At 48.2% G+C, this 18333-nt stretch carries 18 protein-coding genes; 17 read left to right on the forward strand and 1 reads right to left on the reverse strand.

The genetic code is table 11. The features are described 5' to 3' along the window. Positions 1-109: 109 nt before the first annotated feature. From ADS79_RS00130 to ADS79_RS00150, 5 genes are all read left to right on the forward strand, one after another. A complete protein-coding gene (locus ADS79_RS00130) occupies positions 110-700 on the forward strand; it encodes a TetR/AcrR family transcriptional regulator (RefSeq protein WP_049736394.1) in 591 nt (196 codons plus the stop codon). Between the two features lie 96 nt (positions 701-796). Then, positions 797-1708 carry an SDR family oxidoreductase gene (locus tag ADS79_RS00135; RefSeq protein ID WP_049736395.1) on the forward strand — a complete coding sequence of 304 codons (912 nt, stop codon included), beginning with the start codon at positions 797-799 and terminating at the stop codon, positions 1706-1708. Positions 1709-1974: 266 nt separating this feature from the next. Then, on the forward strand, positions 1975-2457 hold the full coding sequence (locus ADS79_RS00140) for a PTS sugar transporter subunit IIA (protein WP_049736396.1): 483 nt from the start codon (positions 1975-1977) through the stop codon (positions 2455-2457). After that, positions 2454-2738, forward strand: coding sequence for a PTS sugar transporter subunit IIB (locus ADS79_RS00145; RefSeq protein ID WP_049736397.1), 285 nt, complete (start codon positions 2454-2456; stop codon positions 2736-2738). The genes ADS79_RS00140 and ADS79_RS00145 overlap by 4 nt, the downstream gene beginning before the upstream one ends. Positions 2739-2772: 34 nt before the next feature. Further along, positions 2773-4122, forward strand: a complete 1350-nt coding sequence (locus ADS79_RS00150; RefSeq protein ID WP_049736398.1) for a PTS galactitol transporter subunit IIC — start codon at positions 2773-2775, stop codon at positions 4120-4122. 139 nt (positions 4123-4261) lie between these two features. Here ADS79_RS00150 and ptsP read toward each other — a convergent pair whose 3' ends face one another. Then, a complete protein-coding gene (gene ptsP / locus ADS79_RS00155) occupies positions 4262-5899 on the reverse strand; it encodes a phosphoenolpyruvate--protein phosphotransferase (RefSeq protein ID WP_049736399.1) in 1638 nt (545 codons plus the stop codon). A gap of 288 nt (positions 5900-6187) precedes the next feature. On the opposite strand from ptsP, the gene ADS79_RS00160 reads away from it, so the two are divergent. From ADS79_RS00160 to ADS79_RS00210, 12 genes are all read left to right on the forward strand, one after another. Then, entirely contained in the window at positions 6188-9067 is a 2880-nt protein-coding gene (locus tag ADS79_RS00160; RefSeq protein WP_049736400.1) for a sigma 54-interacting transcriptional regulator, read from the forward strand. Between the two features lie 16 nt (positions 9068-9083). Continuing rightward, a complete protein-coding gene (locus tag ADS79_RS00165; protein WP_049736401.1) occupies positions 9084-9347 on the forward strand; it encodes an HPr family phosphocarrier protein in 264 nt (87 codons plus the stop codon). A gap of 94 nt (positions 9348-9441) precedes the next feature. Next, on the forward strand, positions 9442-9606 hold the full coding sequence (locus ADS79_RS35490; protein WP_162839495.1) for a hypothetical protein: 165 nt from the start codon (positions 9442-9444) through the stop codon (positions 9604-9606). A 120-nt stretch (positions 9607-9726) separates the two neighbouring features. Beyond that, positions 9727-10713, forward strand: a complete 987-nt coding sequence (locus ADS79_RS00170; protein ID WP_409362433.1) for a thiamine pyrophosphate-dependent dehydrogenase E1 component subunit alpha — start codon at positions 9727-9729, stop codon at positions 10711-10713. A 27-nt stretch (positions 10714-10740) separates the two neighbouring features. Continuing rightward, entirely contained in the window at positions 10741-11724 is a 984-nt protein-coding gene (locus ADS79_RS00175; protein ID WP_049736481.1) for an alpha-ketoacid dehydrogenase subunit beta, read from the forward strand. Between the two features lie 20 nt (positions 11725-11744). Next, entirely contained in the window at positions 11745-12965 is a 1221-nt protein-coding gene (locus tag ADS79_RS00180; RefSeq protein ID WP_049736402.1) for a dihydrolipoamide acetyltransferase family protein, read from the forward strand. Between the two features lie 18 nt (positions 12966-12983). Beyond that, a complete protein-coding gene (gene lpdA, locus ADS79_RS00185) occupies positions 12984-14366 on the forward strand; it encodes a dihydrolipoyl dehydrogenase (protein WP_049736403.1) in 1383 nt (460 codons plus the stop codon). An 80-nt stretch (positions 14367-14446) separates the two neighbouring features. Continuing rightward, positions 14447-14860 carry a transcriptional regulator GutM gene (locus ADS79_RS00190; RefSeq protein ID WP_049736404.1) on the forward strand — a complete coding sequence of 138 codons (414 nt, stop codon included), beginning with the start codon at positions 14447-14449 and terminating at the stop codon, positions 14858-14860. 75 nt (positions 14861-14935) lie between these two features. Continuing rightward, entirely contained in the window at positions 14936-15469 is a 534-nt protein-coding gene (srlA, locus tag ADS79_RS00195) for a PTS glucitol/sorbitol transporter subunit IIC (protein ID WP_049736405.1), read from the forward strand. Between the two features lie 22 nt (positions 15470-15491). Continuing rightward, the gene (srlE, locus tag ADS79_RS00200; RefSeq protein ID WP_049736406.1) at positions 15492-16514 is read left to right on the forward strand and encodes a PTS glucitol/sorbitol transporter subunit IIB; all 1023 of its coding nucleotides are present in this window, start codon (positions 15492-15494) and stop codon (positions 16512-16514) included. 21 nt (positions 16515-16535) lie between these two features. Beyond that, entirely contained in the window at positions 16536-16901 is a 366-nt protein-coding gene (locus ADS79_RS00205; RefSeq protein WP_049736407.1) for a PTS glucitol/sorbitol transporter subunit IIA, read from the forward strand. Positions 16902-16940: 39 nt separating this feature from the next. Continuing rightward, positions 16941-18230 carry an NAD(P)H-dependent oxidoreductase gene (locus ADS79_RS00210; protein WP_049736408.1) on the forward strand — a complete coding sequence of 430 codons (1290 nt, stop codon included), beginning with the start codon at positions 16941-16943 and terminating at the stop codon, positions 18228-18230. Positions 18231-18333: the final 103 nt, after the last annotated feature.

An 18333-nucleotide genomic window follows, 5' to 3' on the forward strand; every position in this document is an offset into this window, starting at 1 on the left:
TACTATAAAATTATTATAATTTCTTGTTTGTGAGATATCAACAATATTTTGTACTTTATATATTGAATTACTCTAAAACTTTCTCTACACTACAAATGAGGTGAACAATATGAACGGGTTCGAACGGCGAAAGCAAAGTAAAATCGAGCAAATTTACAGCTCTTCTTTTGAATTGTTCTCGAAATACGGTTTTCAAAAGGTAAGCGTGAATGAAATCGCTCAACATGCGAAAGTATCTCCCGCTACAATCTATAATTACTTCGGAACAAAAGAGCAGCTATATGGCGACATGCTCATGAATTGGATGGACAATCAGTTGGAGCAGTATGAGGAGATTCTCGATTCAGCGTGCTCCTTTCCCGAAAAGACGAAGGAAATCATCTTGCTGGAAACCAAAAATTTAGTCATTTTGTCAGACAGGTTTCAGGCAGCCCCATTCTCTGAAGTGAGTGGCCTACAGCAAATGCTGGAGAATTATACTGAACAGAAAATCAAACCATTTTTCATGAGGTTTGTAGCTGCTGGCAAGCAAGATGGGTATATTCGTAAAGATCAAACAGACGAGATATTCATGCTGTACTTCACGATGTACAAAAATGAGCTTGGGCGTGATTGGGAAGCATCAAATCAAGAGGGAATAACGAAGAATATCGATCATATGATGGAACTGTTTTTCTATGGGGTAGTTGGAGAGAGGTAGTGCTGTTTTTTCAATTTGCTTTTGAAGTATATGACATAAGCTGACATATATGAAGCCGTACAATAAGGGGGAGATAAACGAAGGGAGTGGCAAATCATGAAGCCTCTAAAGGGAAAAATAGCTTTGGTAGCAGGTGCAACGCGTGGAGCGGGTAGGGGGATCGCGATTGAATTAGGTGCGGCAGGGGCCACAGTATATGTGACTGGACGCACGACACGAGAACAACGCTCGGAGTACAATCGTCCTGAGACGATTGAAGAAACTGCTGAGCTTGTCAATCGTGCGGGTGGACGTGGGATCGCCGTACAAGTAGATCATCTGGACGCTAATCAGGTTCAGAATCTCATCGCTCGCATCGAGAAGGAGCAGGAGAGACTGGACATCCTGGTTAACGATGTGTGGGGCGGTGAATATTTGACACAGTGGAACGTACCTGTATGGGAGCATTCTTTGGACAGGGGGTTTCGTCTGCTCCGGCTTGCGATTGATACGCACATTATTACAAGCCACTATGCCCTACCTTTGTTAACACGAAACAAGAATGGACTGGTTGTAGAGATAACAGATGGAACGGCAGAATACAATGATAAAAACTACCGTCTCTCTCTGTTCTATGATCTTGCCAAGAATTCCGTGATTCGTATGGCCAAGTCTTTAGCCCATGAGCTTTCACCTTACGAATGCACCGCTGTTGCGTTGACTCCGGGCTGGATGCGTTCGGAAATCATGCTTGAGCATTTTGGGGTGCAGGAAGAAAATTGGCGAGACGCTACGGTGAAGGAGCCTCATTTTATCATCTCGGAATCTCCCCGCTATGTAGGAAGAGCCGTTGCCGCGTTAGCAGGTGATCGAGAAGTCGCTAGGTGGAATGGTCACTCCGTTTCCAGTGGTCAGCTCGCCCAAGCATATGGCTTTTATGACCTTGACGGCTCACAGCCTGACTCCTGGCGGTATATGGTAGAAGTACAGGATGCAGGCAAGCCTGCGAATGCTTCCGGATATCGTTAGCACGCGACAGCATAGTAACACTTTTGAGGATGTAAATCTCATAAAGAAGTAGTTTACAAAGTAGCCGGCCTGAGGGGTCGGCCTTTTTCGTATGCCTGGATGGGTACAAACAAAATCACCCACAAACCCTGCTGGATATAATGTGTAAGAATCGTCAGAAATTGTGTAAAATGACGTGAACGCTTGCTGCAAAGGGCTTTTCACGTTTTTTTAGGTTGGCATAGTATTTGCAAAAAAGGTAAGGGTAGAGGAGGTGCAACAAAATAGTGAGTTTGTCAGAATATATTGGTAAGGACCATATCCGCATATTTGAAGAATCAGTGGACCAAGCGGAAGTGTTGCATCAATTGGGAGACATGTTGATTCAGACGGGTGCAGTAAGCATTGAGTATATGGAAGCAGTATACAAACGGGAGCAAGCTTTTCCTACCGGATTGTATACGGGAGAAGTGAATGTCGCGATCCCGCATGCGGACCCGGAGAACTACGTCAAGCAACCCACAATTGCACTCGGTGTGGTACGAAAAGGAGTAGCGTTTCGTAACATGGCTGACCCAACAGCCGATATTTCGGTTCAATTGGTGTTTTTACTTGCACCGGAACGGGGAGAAACACAGCTGGTCATTCTGGAACAGATCATGAATCTGATACAAGATCAGGCAAATATGCGACAAATTATGGATGCACAGGGAACAGAAGACGTCTGGAACGTACTGGGCCAACTGGTGCAAGTGGAGGAGAAATTATGAACAAGAAAAAAGTACTTGTGATTTGTGGGACAGGAGTAGCTACATCGACGATTGTGATGCAAAAATTGAAAGCGTTTTTACGGGATAAAGACATAGAGGCCACGTTGGAACAATCCAAAGTCAGTGACGTTTTGAACAAAGCGGGCCAATATGATCTGATTATTTCCACAACAGCAGTACCGCCTTCTATGGTCGAAAAAGTTATCAATGCTGTGCCTTTATTAACGGGAATCGGGAAAGAGCAAGTGTATGATGAAATAGAGGCAAGACTGAAAATGTAATGTGACTATCTGCCTTATCTTAAGGAGGCTCACTATGGACGTTATCAAATACCTCGTTGACCTTGGCCCTTCAGTTGTTTTGCCGGTTCTCATCTTTTTGTTTGGGATTATCCTGAAAACGAAGCCAGGTGAGGCCTTCCGTGCAGGCCTTACAGTAGGAATTGGCTTCATTGGGATCAACCTTGTGATCGGCTTGCTAATGGGTAGCCTGGGACCTGCCGCACAGGACATGGTTAAAAATTTGGGGATCCAGCTTACGATTATTGATGTGGGCTGGCCCGCTACATCGGCGATTGCATTCGGCTCAGCAGTAGGTGCGCTTGCGATTCCGATCGGTCTTGCTGTCAACCTGGGGATGCTTGTATTAGGCTTGACCCGAACACTCAATATCGATTTGTGGAATCTGTGGCATATCGCTTTTACCGGTTCTTTGGTTGCTGTCATGTCCAACAACATTACGCTCGGTATTCTGACATCAATCGCACACGCAATTATCCTGCTCGTCCTGGCCGACCTGACGTCCAAGCATGTCTCCAGCTACTATGGATATGCGAACATTTCATTTACACACGGAACTGCGACACCATACTACTTGATCGCATTGCCACTGGAAAAATTGTTTGACCGTATCCCGGGCTTCCGTAACCTGAAAGCTGACCCTGAGACCATTCAAAAGCGTCTAGGACTTTTAGGAGAATCGACAGTTCTTGGACTCATTTTAGGTTTTATTATCGCCCTTTTGGCAGGGTGGGACTTGCCCAAAGTTCTTGACTTAGGTGTAAAAACAGCAGCGGTTATGCTCATTCTCCCGCGGATGGTGAGCATTTTGATGGAAGGTCTGATGCCGATTTCGGAGGCTGCTGGCGATTTTGTTCGTAAGCGCTTTCCAGGTCGTGAAGTCCACATCGGAATGGATGCTGCGTTGGCAGTTGGCCATCCAGCTACCATTGCCGCTTCGCTCGTCATGATCCCGATCGTGTTGGGATTGGCTGTTTTGATGCCAGGTAATAAAGTTCTTCCTTTTGGTGATCTGGCTACCATTCCATTCATTGTCTGCCTCATGGTGCCGATTTTCAAAGGGAACGTAATCCGCACAGTAATTGGTGCGACTATATCACTCGCATTCGGTTTGCTTTTAGCGACTTACATTTCACCGCTGTTCACAAAAGCAGCACAGAACGCAGGCTTCGCATTCCCTGATGGCGCCAGTGCGATTTCATCACTCGTGGACGGTGCTGTTCCGACTACGGCGATCTTCCTTTTTGGCGCAAAATTAGGCTATGTAGGCATTATTGGAATAGCCATTATTGGTTTGGTCGTTGCTTACCTGGTACAGCGCAAGCATCGGTTGGCCGCCGCTAATACGGCTAATAAAGCATTATAAAGCGCGATTATCAAAAACACCCTGCACATCGCCCGAGAGGCCTGTGCAGGGTGTTTCGTTGTGTCATAGAAAGGAGGGTGGAAAAACAGCCGTAGCTATGGACTTTCTTCCAAGCACACGGCTACTGCTGTCTTTCGCATTAATTACTAGGAACATTCATCTTTTTAATCTCTTGCTTCATTTTAGGAATAGACGAAGAGGTCATGCTTAATTCGTCAACACCGAGTGCAACCAGCTCTTTTGCATATTTAGGATCACCGGCCATTTCACCGCAGACTCCGACCCATTTGCCTTGTGCGTGGGCGTCCTGTACCACTTTGCCGATCAAACGAAGGATAGCTGGATGACCAGGATTGTACAGATAGCCTACCTTTTGATTCATGCGGTCTGCCGCAAAGGTATACTGGATCAAGTCATTGGAGCCGATGCTGAAAAAGTCTACATGTGGCGCAAGTTGATCGACAATCAGCGCAGCAGATGGGACTTCAATCATAATCCCTATCTCGATTTGTTCAGCGAAAGAGGCTTGTCTTGTTGTTAGCTGCTCTTTGGCCAGCTCCCATAACGCTTTTGCCTCCAAAAGCTCTTCAACAGTCGCGATCATCGGGAACATGACTTTTACATTCCCGAAAAGGGAGGCGCGAAGAATCGCTCGTAGCTGCGTCAAAAACATCTCTTTTTCTGCAAGACACAAGCGGATGGCCCGAAACCCGAGAAACGGATTCTCTTCAGGCTCCATCTGCAGGTACGGTAATTGTTTGTCTCCTCCGATGTCCATGGTGCGAATAATGACTGGACGTCCTGCCATTTCACGGGCAACCGCGGAGTATGCCTCAAATTGTTCGTCTTCACTCGGCATCTGCTCCCGTTCCAGGAATAAAAACTCCGAACGAAATAGGCCAATCCCATCTCCGCCGTTTGCGAGTACGGCTTTGCAATCCTCAGGAGTACCGATATTGCCTGCCACTTCAATCAACTTGCCGTCTGAGGTGTGAGCAGGTGCGTGTGCCGCATCTCGCAGGCTTGCTAGTTCCTCCACATATTCCTGTTGCAAGCGCTGGTACCGATTGATTCGCTCGGCATCGGGATTAACATGTAGCTCTCCCGAATTCCCATCCAGGGCAAGCGTTGTATCATTGGTGATCTCATCCAAAATACTCCCACACCCCACAACGGCAGGGATTTGCAGCGTGCGCGCCAAAATGGCGGAGTGACTGGTGGTGCCGCCAATCTCTGTAACAATCCCTTTAATCCATTCTGGTTTCAATCTCGCCGTTTGAGAAGGAGTCAAATCGTGTGTAACAAGGATAACGGGTCGCTCGATTTGATCTAGCGAAGAATCTACGATTCCTAACATTTTCATCGCAATTTTATCTCGCAGGTCTTTGAAGTCAGCTGCCCGTTCCCGCAAATATTCGTCATCCAGTTGTTCAAAAAATGCAATATGTCCTGAAAAGACTTGATGAGCTGCCCAGGCTGCATTCTTGTTTTCGTCTTTGATTTCCTTGTCCATCTCCTGGACGAGGGTTGGGTCGTCCAGAATCATGAGGTGGGAGTCGAAGATTGCGCACTCATGCTCACCTATTCGCTGTCTTACAGTCTCACGCGTGACAGCGATTTCAATTTTCACCTGCTCAATAACTTCACGAAGCTTTTGTTGTTCTGGATCTACCTGTGCGGCAGCAATCGTCTCGCGAGGAATGACTAGCTCCGCTTCTTTTAGTACAAATACACGTTCTGCTGCATAACCGGGTGAGGCTGCAATTCCTTTTATCATCGTATCCCTCCAGTGCAGTATGGCGAAAAGCATGCAAAAAAGGCCAGGGAAATACCTCCCTGACCCATGATCCAAAGGATTTGAATACCTGTATCATATATTTTCTGATAATGGTCGTCAATCAAAAGGAATAAATTGTGGGAAAAATTGCACAAAAACTGCCACAGAATATTCTGATTTACAATCGAATTTGTGGTACGGTAGAAAATGTAGACTGAATTCAAAGGCAATGAACCGATTAAGTGGAGTGGTATGATACTTGCTTGTAATAGATTGTGGGGGGATGTTATGGAGGAACGCATCAAGCAGATTATTGATCAAGAGGATAAAAAAGTTCCGTATACCGATGAGCAGATCGCACGTCAGATGGGAATTCGTCGAGATGAGGTAACGCTGCTTCGGCACAAACTCCAGGTTCCCGACTCACGCAAAAGACGGCAGCCTCTCTTGCTCAAGGAGATGGAAAAACTTTTACGTTCTTCACCGAGCATGACGAGCCGAGAGCTAACGAGCCGTTTGAACGAACAAGGCTTTGATGTCTCTCGTTTCATGGTTCATCAATTACGAAGCAAAATGGAAGCGTTCTCAGGTGAAACTCCAAACATAGATGACCATGCTCGCCAAAAAATGCGGAAGGCAGGACAGGCGGCCACCTTCGCCAGTCTGATTGGAGCAAAGAGTACACTGAAGGCGGCTATTCAACAAGCGCAAGCAGCAGTACTCTATCCACCACACGGACTTCATACTCTCTTTTTTGGAGCTACCGGTGTGGGCAAGAGCAGAATGGCGGAAGCGATGTACCAGTTTGCAATCGAGCAGCAGGTGATGAAAAAAAACGCGCCGTTTGTTATTTTTAACTGCGCTGATTATGCCAAGAATCCGCAGCTGTTACTCTCCCAGCTATTCGGGTATGTAAAGGGAGCTTTTACTGGCGCCCAGCAAGATAAGCCCGGCTTAGTGGACCAGGCCGACGGTGGAATCTTGTTTTTGGACGAAATTCATCGGTTGCCACCGGAAGGGCAGGAAAATCTCTTTTACCTGATCGACAAAGGCGTCTATCGACGATTGGGAGAGGTTCAGTTTCAACAAAAGGCGACCATACTGATCGTCGGTGCGACGACAGAAAGCCCCGAATCAAGTCTGCTGTTAACGTTGCGTAGACGGATTCCGATGACGATAGAGCTGCCCTCGCTCTCTGAATGGACACAACAGGAGCGTCTATCTCTGATTTTCCATTATTTGAATGAAGAGACAGACCGAATCGGCAGAGAGGTGGTCGTCCAGAAGGATGTGATTGCCTCCCTTTTGACCTATGATTGTCCGGCAAACATGGGGCAGCTGCACAGTGATATTCGCGTCCTGTTGGCGAAAGCCTTTTTGAAAACGATTCATCAGGTAGAAAAGACCGCCGTTCAGGTGGATCGATATGATTTGCCTATGCACGTCGCCAGCCACCAGCAATCAGCCGATCTGGCACCAGAGCTGCCAATGCTAAAGAAAGACCAGTTCCTATTCGTTCCCGGCCAACGCTCTGATCTGGTGGGAACAGAACTGGTCGAGGACTCTCCCCAGCATCTCTACGATTGGGTGGTAGAGCGCTATCAAAACCTCAAAAATCAAGGTCAAAGCGAGGAATTGATCGAGCTCATCGTAAACAAAGAACTGGACACGCGGATGGAGCCGTTCACAGGCGAAGACGAAAAACGCTCGCTGCGCTTGCAGCAGCTGGTCAAACTGGTCGGGGATCAGGTTGTTCAAGCTGTGGAGCAAATGCTCTGGATCGCGGAGCGCCACATTACCCTGGATTACCAACGAATCTCTTATGCTCTCGCCATTCATTTGCATGGGCTGTTGGAGAGATGGCCGGATACGAAAGAAATGGATAGCTTGATTGAAACCGATCAGGAGTCGATGGAGTTCAAAGTGGCGCTGGAAATGGCAAAGGTGATCCAAACCAGCTATGGAATATCACTGCCTGAAAAAGAAATATCGATTCTCGCTATGTACGTCAAACAATGCTCGATCTATACGGAGCCGAAGCCAATGATTGGTGTGGTTGTCACCTCGTACGGCTTGGTAGCGAAAAGCATGGTCGACGTCGCTTCCCGCCTGTTTGAACGAAAGCATGCGCAGGCAGTCGAGCTGTATTGGAACGATGATCTGGCTGTCTCAGTCGAGCGAATCAGCACAATGATCCAGCAAGCAGATCAAGGAGAAGGGGTCATTTTGCTGGCAGATATGGGGAGCAATCTGCTGAGTGAAGAGGAATGGGAAAGGCGAAGCGGTGCACGTGTACAGGTTCTCCCCAACGTAACGACCACTCTCGTCATTGAGGTCATCAGAAAATGTCTCTACTCCAGTGAATCGCTTGATCAAATTGTGGATCAGATGCGACATTTTCCTGTCAAATCACTTCATTCCGTCCAGGCGCTCGCTCCCAAGCCAGTAGCGATTGTGACCATTTGTATCACAGGCAAAGGTGCAGCCAAACGATTGGATCAGCTTTTACAAGAGAAGCTGGAGGCTGCTGCTACGCAGGTTACCATTTTACAAGCAAGCTCGCTTTCGATTCGGAAGCAGTATAAGGAATGGCTTGGGAAGTATCACATCTTTGCCGTTGTCGGTACTGTGAATCCCATGCTGGATGGCATACCGTTTATTTCGATAAAAGAGATTGTGGACGAGTCCGGCATCAGCTTTATAAAAAGACTGTTGCTCGTGGCCAATCGAACACTCCAGCCAGCATTGGCTCCTCGTTCACATGGATTGCACGATCTTCTCTACCCGGAATTGGTCTGTGACGATTTAGAGCTGTCTACGAAGGAGCAGGTTATTGAAATCCTTTCGCAAAGGCTGAGAGAACACGGTTTCGTTGAGTCGGATTTCGAGGGTAAAGTGTGGGAACGCGAAAAAATGGGGAACACATGCCTGTTTGGAACAGCGATCCCACATGCCGATACGACACAAACGATCAGACCGGGTATCGCGATTGCCAATCTCGCGCAGCCAATTGAATGGGAGGCAGGATATTTTGTACGCCAAGTGTTCATGCTTGCCATCACGGAGACATGCCAACTGGCCGTAGAGGAGCTGTACCAATTTTTACAAGAACACGAAGAAGCGAATATACTACCTGATTTACAGGCATTCATGAAACTTGAACAGTAACCGAGGAGGATTTCCCATGGAAAAACAAGTGACGATTCTAAATAAATCTGGACTTCATGCTCGTCCCGCATCTGAGTTTGTCAAATTGGCTGCCCGTTTCGAATCAGAGATCACGATCTTGCTGGGGACAAAAGTCGCGAATGCAAAGAGCATCATCAACGTTTTATCGCTGGCCGCCACGATGGGTACCGTTTTTACACTAAGGGCGGTAGGTCCAGATGAAGCGGAAGCAATCGATGCCCTGTCCTCTTTGATTGAGAGAAAGTTTGGGGAAGAATAAACTTTTGACCCTTGACTACGTAATCAGAATATTTATAATGAATTACAAATGTAACACCAAGGAACAAATGTAAAAATATCCGGAGGTGACCTGCATGAAGCCGATTGAAAAGATAACTCCCGGAGCAAAGGTATACAAACTGTTTGAGCACGAAAAGCTGGTTTGCGAAGGTAAAGACGAGGTTTTCATTATCTCGATCACCAAGATGTCGCGAGAAGAATACGAGCGTGATCTAAAGCAGTCAGCTGTTAACCAATAAACTCTATACGTACTGCGACACTTGGACCACGGGTCAGGTGGGGGAATCAATCCTCCATCTGGTCCGTTTTTTTCTTCATACAAGCCTGTTGATACTGGCATATCCGAGGAGGAGAGGACTTTGATTACTAACATAAACGTTCCACCTATGATTACCGAGAAAAAGCTGGTGGAGCTGTATCATCAAATGTGGCTGATTCGCTTTTTCGATGAGAAGGTAGATGAATTTTTTGCCAAGGGACTGATCCATGGAACGACCCACCTGTGTGTGGGCCAGGAAGCTTCCGCAGCAGGTGCTATTGCTGTTCTGGAAGATCGGGACAAAATCACCAGCACTCACCGTGGACATGGTCATTGCATCGCCAAAGGTGCAGAGGCGAACCGGATGATGGCTGAGCTGTTCGGTCGTGAAACGGGATATTGCCGCGGTAAAGGCGGATCGATGCACATTGCGGATGTGGATAAAGGGAATCTGGGAGCAAATGGCATTGTTGGCGGTGGGATTCCAATCGCTGTCGGATCAGCTCTCACTTCACAGATGAAAAAGCTAGGCTATGTGACCATGTGCTTTTTCGGAGATGGCGCCTCCAATGAAGGCAGCTTTCACGAAGCGGTCAATATGGCGGCAATCTGGAACCTCCCAGTCGTCTTCATTTGCGAAAATAATCAATATGGGATGTCAGGTCCAGTCAAGGACATGGTGAAAGTCGCGAACATCGCGGATCGTGCAGCAGCGTATGGCATTCCTGGCAAAGTGGTAGATGGCAATGACATTTTTGCCATGATGAACGTGACTCATGAAGCAGTGGAACGAGCACGCCGTGGAGAAGGCCCAATGCTCATCGAAGCCAAGACCTATCGCTGGAAAGGCCACTCCAAGAGCGATGCGAAAAAATATCGTACGCGCGATGAAGAAATGGATTGGCGCAATAATCGTGATCCGATTGAGCGGATGAAACGCATCCTGATCAGTGAAGGGATCGTAAGCGAACAGGAAGCAGCACAGCTGGAAGCAGATGCAAGACAAGAAATTGAAAACGCGGTCAAGTTTGCTGAGGAAAGCCCGATGCCGCCGCTCGAAATTCTAGAAGAAGACGTCTACGCATAGGCGAGGGAGGGATACAAAGTGTCAACGATGAGAGAGCTTACTTATTTGGAAGCGGTACGCGAATGTATGAGTCAGGAAATGCGCGTAAATGAAGACGTATTTATCATGGGTGAAGATATTGGTTTGTATGGAGGGGCGTTTGGGGTAACCCGGGGAATGCTTGAAGAGTTTGGAAAAGAACGTGTGAGAAATACGCCAATCTCGGAAGCAGCAATCGCTGGTGCTGCGGTTGGAGCAGCCATGACAGGTATGCGGCCCATCGTGGAGCTGCAATTCTCCGACTTCATCACGATTGCGACCGATCAGATCGTAAACCAGGCTGCGAAGAATCGCTATATGTTTGGCGGTAAAGGAAAAGTGCCACTCGTATTGCGGACACCATCCGGTTCAGGTACAGGAGCAGCTGCTCAGCACTCGCAGAGCCTGGAAGCCTGGATGGCACATATTCCGGGATTAAAAGTTATCCAGCCGTCTACCGCCTACGATGCAAAAGGGTTGCTGAAAGCCGCGATCGATGACGACAATCCAGTAATCTTTTACGAGCACAAGCTCCTTTACCGGACAAAAGGTCATGTGCCTGAGGAGTCGTACAGCTTGCCAATCGGAAAAGCAGATATCAAGCGTTCTGGTACAGATGTGACCATCGTGGCTACCGCGATTATGGTTCATAAGGCATTGCAGGCTGCAGTCGAATTGGAAAAGGACGGGATCAGCGTCGAAATCATCGATCCTCGTACGCTCGTTCCTCTGGACATTGAGACAATCGTGGAATCGGTGAAAAAGACTGGGCGACTTGTTGTCGTTCATGAGGCGGTAAAGCGTGGCGGGTTCGGTGGGGAAATCGCAAGTTTGATCGCAGAGAGCGAAGCCTTTGATTATTTGGATGCACCTATCAAGCGTTTAGGTGGAAAATCGGTGCCAATTCCGTACAATCCTATCCTCGAAAAAGCAGCCATACCACAAGAACTTGATATCATCCAAGCGGTAAAAGAAACGGTTTTCCGCCGCTGACATAGGAGGGGTCGAACATCATGGCAACTGCCGTATTTATGCCAAAACTGAGTATGACAATGGAAACAGGAACAGTCATCCAATGGTTCAAGCAAGAAGGGGACCAGGTTCGTGAAGGTGACGTCCTGCTGGAAGTCCTGACGGATAAGATCAACATCGAAGTAGAATCGTACACGACCGGAACACTCCTGAAAATTTATTATGGCGCGGATCAAGTCGTTCCCGTGAATCAAGTGATCGGATATGTAGGAGAAGCAAACGAAAATGTACCGGATACACCTCCTCCGTTAGAATCTAGTGCGAGTCAGGAAGAGGAAGAAGCACCGGACGCTCAACCATCCAAGGAAGAAACACAAGGTAGTGAAGCCCTTGACCAGAAAATCAGGGCAACTCCTGTCGCTCGTCGAATGGCACGGGAAAACGGAATCGATCTGGGACAAGTGAGTGGTTCCGGTCCCAACGGCCGCGTCCAAAAGGCAGATATCGAACACGCTCTTTCTACGAATTCTGCCAAAGCAGCTTCCACCCGCACGGAATCAGTGACAAGCTTGCCAGGTCGACAAGTGAAAGTGGAAGGAATGCGCAAGGTTATTGCAGAGCGTATGGTAGCGAGTGCGTACACAGCTCCTCACGTAACCCTCTCAACGGAAGCAGATATGAGTAAGGTAATAGAAGTACGATCTACGCTGCTGCCTACTATCGAGAAGCTAACCGGACATCGCTTGTCCTACACGGAAATTATTATTAAAGCAGTGGCAACGGCATTATCTCGTCATCCGAAAGTAAATGCGTCACTCAAAGATGATGTAATCGAGCTTCACGAGACCATCAACATCGGCGTGGCTGTTGCTGTGACAGACGGATTGCTCGTACCCGTAATCAAACAGGCAGATCAAAAAGGGCTCGCACATTTGACTACCGAGACAAAAAGGCTGGCTGGATTGGCTCGTGATGGACGTCTGCTTCCGGACGATATGCGCGGCGGGACGTTTACGATCAGCAATCTAGGGATGTATGCGATTGATGTGTTTACACCTATCATCAATCAGCCAGAGAGTGCCATTCTTGGAGTGGGACGAATCCATGAGAAGCCAGTAGGTGTAAATGGACAGATCGTACTACGACCGATGATGTCTCTTTCCTTGTCATTTGACCACCGTGTTATGGACGGGGCACCTGCGGCTGCATTCCTGCAGGAGATCAAAGAATTGCTGGAATCACCCTATCATCTGCTGGCGTAAAAGGAGGAGCAAACAACCATGCAAACATACGATATTGCAGTTATAGGTGGAGGTCCAGCTGGGTATGTGGCTGCCATCCGGGCTTCCAAGGAAGGGAAGCGGGTCGCACTGATTGAAGCAGATTTCGTAGGAGGGACTTGCCTGAACCGGGGCTGCATTCCGTCGAAGACACTTTTGCATAGTGCAGGTGTCATCGATCAAATTCGGCAGGCTTCCAGCTGGGGGATCGAGACAGGTGAAGTTACTGTTTCCCTGGAGAAAATGATGGCCCGCAAAAATCAGGTCATCACACAGCTACGGACAGGGATTAAAGCCTTGTTGAAGGCAGGGAAAATCGATTTACTCCAAGGCTTTGGGGAAGTGAATGCAGATAAAAGCATTCGCGTTCGGATCGGAGAAGATGTCCAAACGATCCAGGCTGGCTCGATCATTCTAGCTACAGGCTCTACACCTGCGGTTCCGCCCATTCCGGGATTAGCGGATGTGCCTTTCTATACAAGCGATACGATATTTGATATCGAGCAGGTACCAGAGTCCATCACCATTCTCGGCGGCGGTTTCATAGGGGTGGAATTCGCCTGCATTTTCGCCAGCTTGGGTGCGAAAGTGATGATTGTCGAAATGGCGGAGCGTCTTATTCCTCTGGAGGATGCAGATGCATCGAGGGTATTGTCCAAATCACTACGCAGTAAAGGTGTCACCTTGGGGACTGGATTGAAAGTCACCTCGGTAGCTCAAACAAGCGAGGGCATTCAAGTACATGCCGAGAATACGAAGGGTGACACACAAACGATTTCGTGTGAAGCTCTGCTCGTAGCAGTGGGACGTAAACCGAATCTATCTGCTTTTAGCCAGTTGAATGTGGAGCTTAGTGGTCCATTTGTCAAAGTAAACGAATTTCTGGAAACAAGCGTACCAGGTATTTTCGCTGCAGGCGATTTGATCGGTGGATGGCAGCTCGCTCATGCTGCAAGTGCAGAAGGACAGACGGCAGCCATCAATGCAGCCGGTGGTAGAGAAAAAGTGAATGATAGAGCGGTTCCTCGCTGCATTTATACCCATCCGGAGATTTCGAGCGTAGGCTTGAGTGAGGAAGAAGCAAAAGCGCGTGGCTATGCTGTGAAAACCAGCGTTTATCAGCACAGCGGAAACGGCAAGGCATTAGCTTCTGATGAAAACGGCGGCTTTACCAAGCTGATTGCGGAAGAGACTTACGGCGAAGTACTGGGAATCGTGATGGTAGGGCCTCATGTCACTGAAATGATTGCCGCTGGCACGGCGTTCTTGAGCTTGGAAGCAACTGTTGACGATGTAGCGGAAATGATATATCCACATCCAACCGTCTCTGAGAGTCTGATGGAGGTTGCAGCAAAATGGTTGGGAAAAGGCATTCACTCCTAGAAAAAGATTACATTTGACATGAAAACGGTTTCAATTTACAATTGTAACTAGTAAGAACATTTGTAAAGCGAGGTGATCACTTGGCTTCTTGGGGATACGTTGTTCTGCTGTTTGCGGGGCTTTGGGTATTACAGGTCGTCTTCACTCAACTGCAATCTCGCCATTACTACCGGGAGTTACGAGAGATGCAACGGCAACCAAGCGGATACCTGGGAGTCGGGGTGAACAAACGCCGTTTTGGAGTAGGTGCCGTCATCATTCTGGTAACGGATGTGCAGGGATGCGTAACGAATTGCAAGCGAATGTCTGGCATTAGCGTATTTTCCCGCTTTCGTCCGTACAATGACCCGATTGGAAAACCGATCGACAGCTTGTATGAGAGTGCGTCACAGCAACAGAAGCATCCCGTGCAGACGGCGCTTCGAATGGCGATTGACCAAATTCGGGCCGCGCAGGCCAAACAGCAGCAAGACAATCAACAACAAATTGGATAAAAAATGTTGGGCCGCGGGCCAGATGGATGATCATCTGGTTTTTTTTGCATCATTTTCTAGGGGAGGTATGGGTAAATGGACTTTTTTGTTCATCTTGCAGAGGGTTTCATTGGAATGTTTCAAGAGGGGGGCAAGACCTTCATGGGGTTGGTGACAGGCATCATCCCTACGTTGGTTTGCTTGATCACAGCTGTAAACGCCTTCATTAAATTTGTGGGAGAAGAACGCATCGAACGGTTTGCTTCTAAATGCACCGGCAACATCATTTTGCGCTATACCCTCTTCCCGGTCTTATCCATGTTTTTCCTGACCAACCCAATGGCTTATACATTCGGCAAGTTCTTGCCTGAACACCAGAAGCCAGCTTTCTACGATTCGGCGGTTTCGTTCTGCCATCCGATTACAGGATTGTTCCCACATGCGAATGCGTCTGAGCTGTTTGTGTATATGGGCATCGCTACTGGAATCACTCAACTCGGTCTCTCTCTTGGACCACTCGCTATTCGCTACTTCTTGGTCGCGATCGTCATCATCTTGATTCGCGGTATCGTAACCGAATATATCACCAAAATGATGATGAAACGCCGCGAAATGCAGGCAGCGGCATAGAAGCGGAAAGGGGAGACACAGGATGAGCAATTATCGTGCGGTGCAAGTAACAAAATCGTCCAGCGGCTGGGGAGGACCACTTACGATCCTGCCCACGGATGAGAAACCATATATTGCTTCGATTACAGGCGGAGGCATTCACCCTGTAGCGGCGCAAATTGCTGAGCTGACAGGTGGTATCGCGGTAGATGGCTTTACTAACAAAGTAGAGCCTAGTGAAATGGCATGCGTCATCATTGACTGCGGCGGAACGGCTCGAATTGGTGTTTATCCTAAGCTGGGAGTCTTGACGGTCGACGTCATGTCATCGTCACCCTCCGGACCGTTAATCAACTTTATTAAGGAAACCAACTTTGTTTCTGGCGTTAAAGTGAACAACGTCGAGCTGACGAATGAAGTAGCTTCGGCTGCCGTAAGCACAGCTGGCGATCAACAAAAGAAATCGGCACAGGAGCTGAAAGCTGAAGCGCGTGCCAAAGTAGCGAACATGCAAAGCAACAAGCCACCGAGAAAAACCGGCTTCATCGAAAAAGTCGGTCGTTTGATGGGTGGGGTAGTCAGCACCTTTTATCAGGCTGGACGCGACACAGTCGATCAAGTACTGCGCAATATCCTGCCGTTCATGGCTTTTGTCAGTACGCTGATCGGGATCATCCTGTTCACCGGAATTGGCGATGTCATGGCAAATATTATTAAACCACTGGCTGGGAATTTGATCGGTCTTTTGATCATCTCCATCGTTTGCGCACTTCCTTTCTTGTCTCCGTTGCTTGGGCCAGGTGCGGTTATTGCCCAAGTCGTAGGCGTGCTGGTAGGGGTGGAAATCGGGCGTGGTACAATCCCGCCGCAACTGGCTCTGCCGGCTCTATTCGCCATCAACCCTCAGGTTGGATGTGACTTTGTTCCGGTGGGACTGACACTGGGAGAAGCAAAACCTGAGACGATCGAAGTGGGTGTGCCTGCTGTTCTCATGTCTCGCCAAATCACAGGACCAATCGCAGTAGTCATCGCTTACGTGGCAAGCATTGGGCTCTATTCCGAGTAATCCATAATCAGGAGGGTACACATGAACACCTTGTTTAACAGCACGATCGTTTCCATTGGAGATTTGGTTCCAGACTTTCTCAAAGAAAACACAGTGATTCTTTTCAATGAAGATGCTCCAGATGAGCTGCGTGATATTGCCGTGCTGCACACCAAATCCGAGCATTTCGTAAGCATCGAGCCAGGAGATATTTTCCAGATTGGTGACCTGCAGCTGCGGGTTACATCAGTCGGAGAAAAAGCAAACGAAACGCTACAAACCATTGGTCATTGCACTGTGAAAGCGGATGGAAGTGCTGCCCCGCAGCTACCTGGCATGATTCATGTCGAAGACGCTACCCTTCCTTCTTTAGAGATTGGGATCAAAGTTGCCTTTTTCCGTCCGTAAATCACAACACCTACTATACAAAAGAGAGGGAGAGACACCATGTTGGGATTCAATAGACGATTGGCAGCATTAGAGAAAGAGGGAGGCTGCATTCGCGTCGGTCTGGTCGGCGCCGGCCAAATGGGTCGGGGACTGATCTCACAAATCGAAGGAATGAAAGGGATGTCCGTGGTGATCACGGCTGATTTGTTCCCTGAAAATGTAAAAGCCGCCTATCGCAAGGCAGGAGTACCTGAAAGCCGAATCACAGAGACGCAAGACCTCGACAAGGCGGATAAGGCAATCGCTTCCGGTCATTCAGTCGTAACGACAGATGCAGAGCTGATTCCTCAACTAGCGAATGTCGATGTGATCGTCGATGCGACTGGGATGCCAGAGATTGGAGCCAAGGTCGCGTGGGAAGCGATTCGACATAAGAAGCATATCGTTATGCTGAACGTCGAAGCGGATATAACCATCGGACCACTCCTGAAGCAGCAGGCCGATGAAGCAGGTATCATCTATACAGGCTCGGCAGGGGATGAGCCTGGAGCGATTATGGAGCTTCATGACTTTGCAGACGCATTGGGCTTCGAGATTGTCGCGCTGGGAAAAGGAAAAAACAACGCCTTGAACGTCTACGCCAATCCAGACACAGCTCGTGAGGAAGCCGCTCTAAAAGGATCGAGCCCGAAAATGCTCGCATCGTTTCAGGATGGTACAAAAACAATGGTGGAAATGACAGCAGTAGCCAATGCTACCGGATTTCTTCCTGACATTCCCGGTATGCATGGGCGAAAAGCTCGATTGGAAGAGCTGCCAGGCCTTTTCTCACTAAAGGAAAATGGCGGTATGCTCAGCCGCACACAGATTGTCGATTATGTGGACGGTGTTGCCCCAGGCGTGTTTGCCATCATTTCATCCTCGATGCAAGAAGTGCACGACACCATGAAATATTTGAAGATGGGCGCAGGTCCAAATTACGTTCTGTATCGCCCGTATCACTTGACTAGCCTGGAGACTCCTTTGTCTATTGCACGCGCTTATCTCCAGAAGGAGGCGACGATCGCGCCTTACTACGGCATGGTAGCAGAGACCGTAGCAGTAGCAAAGAAACAGCTGAAAGCCGGAGAAGCGATGGACGGCATCGGCGAATTCTCCGCTTATGGTAAGATTGTGTCAGCAGCAGACAAGCGTGAGCAGAACGCATTGCCGATCGGCTTGATTGGGCCGCACATTCGTTTGAAAAAAGATGTGGAACAAGGAACCATTATCACCCTTGATGACATTGAATTTACTGAACAAACCACTATTCTGCGTCTGCGTGAGCAAATGGATAATGGGAAATAAATAGGTAGAGAGAAAGGAAGGCATAAACATGTCTTCCTCTTTCCTTTCTATAAAGAGGAATAAATCTGATATAATAATGTAACGTAGAAGAGCATAGTAACGT

This window comes from Brevibacillus reuszeri, assembly GCF_001187725.1.
Lineage (GTDB): Bacteria > Bacillota > Bacilli > Brevibacillales > Brevibacillaceae > Brevibacillus > Brevibacillus reuszeri.

Bases quoted from the DNA above. Each gene is read 5' to 3' on its own strand.
- ADS79_RS00130 (WP_049736394.1), top strand. From the start codon at position 110: ATGAACGGGTTCGAACGGCGAAAGCAAAGTAAAATCGAGCAAATTTAC.
- ADS79_RS00135 (WP_049736395.1), top strand. From the start codon at position 797: ATGAAGCCTCTAAAGGGAAAAATAGCTTTGGTAGCAGGTGCAACGCGT.
- ADS79_RS00145 (WP_049736397.1), top strand. From the start codon at position 2,454: ATGAACAAGAAAAAAGTACTTGTGATTTGTGGGACAGGAGTAGCTACA.
- ADS79_RS00150 (WP_049736398.1), top strand. From the start codon at position 2,773: ATGGACGTTATCAAATACCTCGTTGACCTTGGCCCTTCAGTTGTTTTG.
- ptsP (WP_049736399.1), bottom strand. From the start codon at position 5,899: ATGATAAAAGGAATTGCAGCCTCACCCGGTTATGCAGCAGAACGTGTA.
- ADS79_RS00160 (WP_049736400.1), top strand. From the start codon at position 6,188: ATGGAGGAACGCATCAAGCAGATTATTGATCAAGAGGATAAAAAAGTT.
- ADS79_RS00165 (WP_049736401.1), top strand. From the start codon at position 9,084: ATGGAAAAACAAGTGACGATTCTAAATAAATCTGGACTTCATGCTCGT.
- ADS79_RS35490 (WP_162839495.1), top strand. From the start codon at position 9,442: ATGAAGCCGATTGAAAAGATAACTCCCGGAGCAAAGGTATACAAACTG.
- ADS79_RS00175 (WP_049736481.1), top strand. From the start codon at position 10,741: ATGAGAGAGCTTACTTATTTGGAAGCGGTACGCGAATGTATGAGTCAG.
- ADS79_RS00180 (WP_049736402.1), top strand. From the start codon at position 11,745: ATGGCAACTGCCGTATTTATGCCAAAACTGAGTATGACAATGGAAACA.
- lpdA (WP_049736403.1), top strand. From the start codon at position 12,984: ATGCAAACATACGATATTGCAGTTATAGGTGGAGGTCCAGCTGGGTAT.
- srlA (WP_049736405.1), top strand. From the start codon at position 14,936: ATGGACTTTTTTGTTCATCTTGCAGAGGGTTTCATTGGAATGTTTCAA.
- srlE (WP_049736406.1), top strand. From the start codon at position 15,492: ATGAGCAATTATCGTGCGGTGCAAGTAACAAAATCGTCCAGCGGCTGG.
- ADS79_RS00205 (WP_049736407.1), top strand. From the start codon at position 16,536: ATGAACACCTTGTTTAACAGCACGATCGTTTCCATTGGAGATTTGGTT.
- ADS79_RS00210 (WP_049736408.1), top strand. From the start codon at position 16,941: ATGTTGGGATTCAATAGACGATTGGCAGCATTAGAGAAAGAGGGAGGC.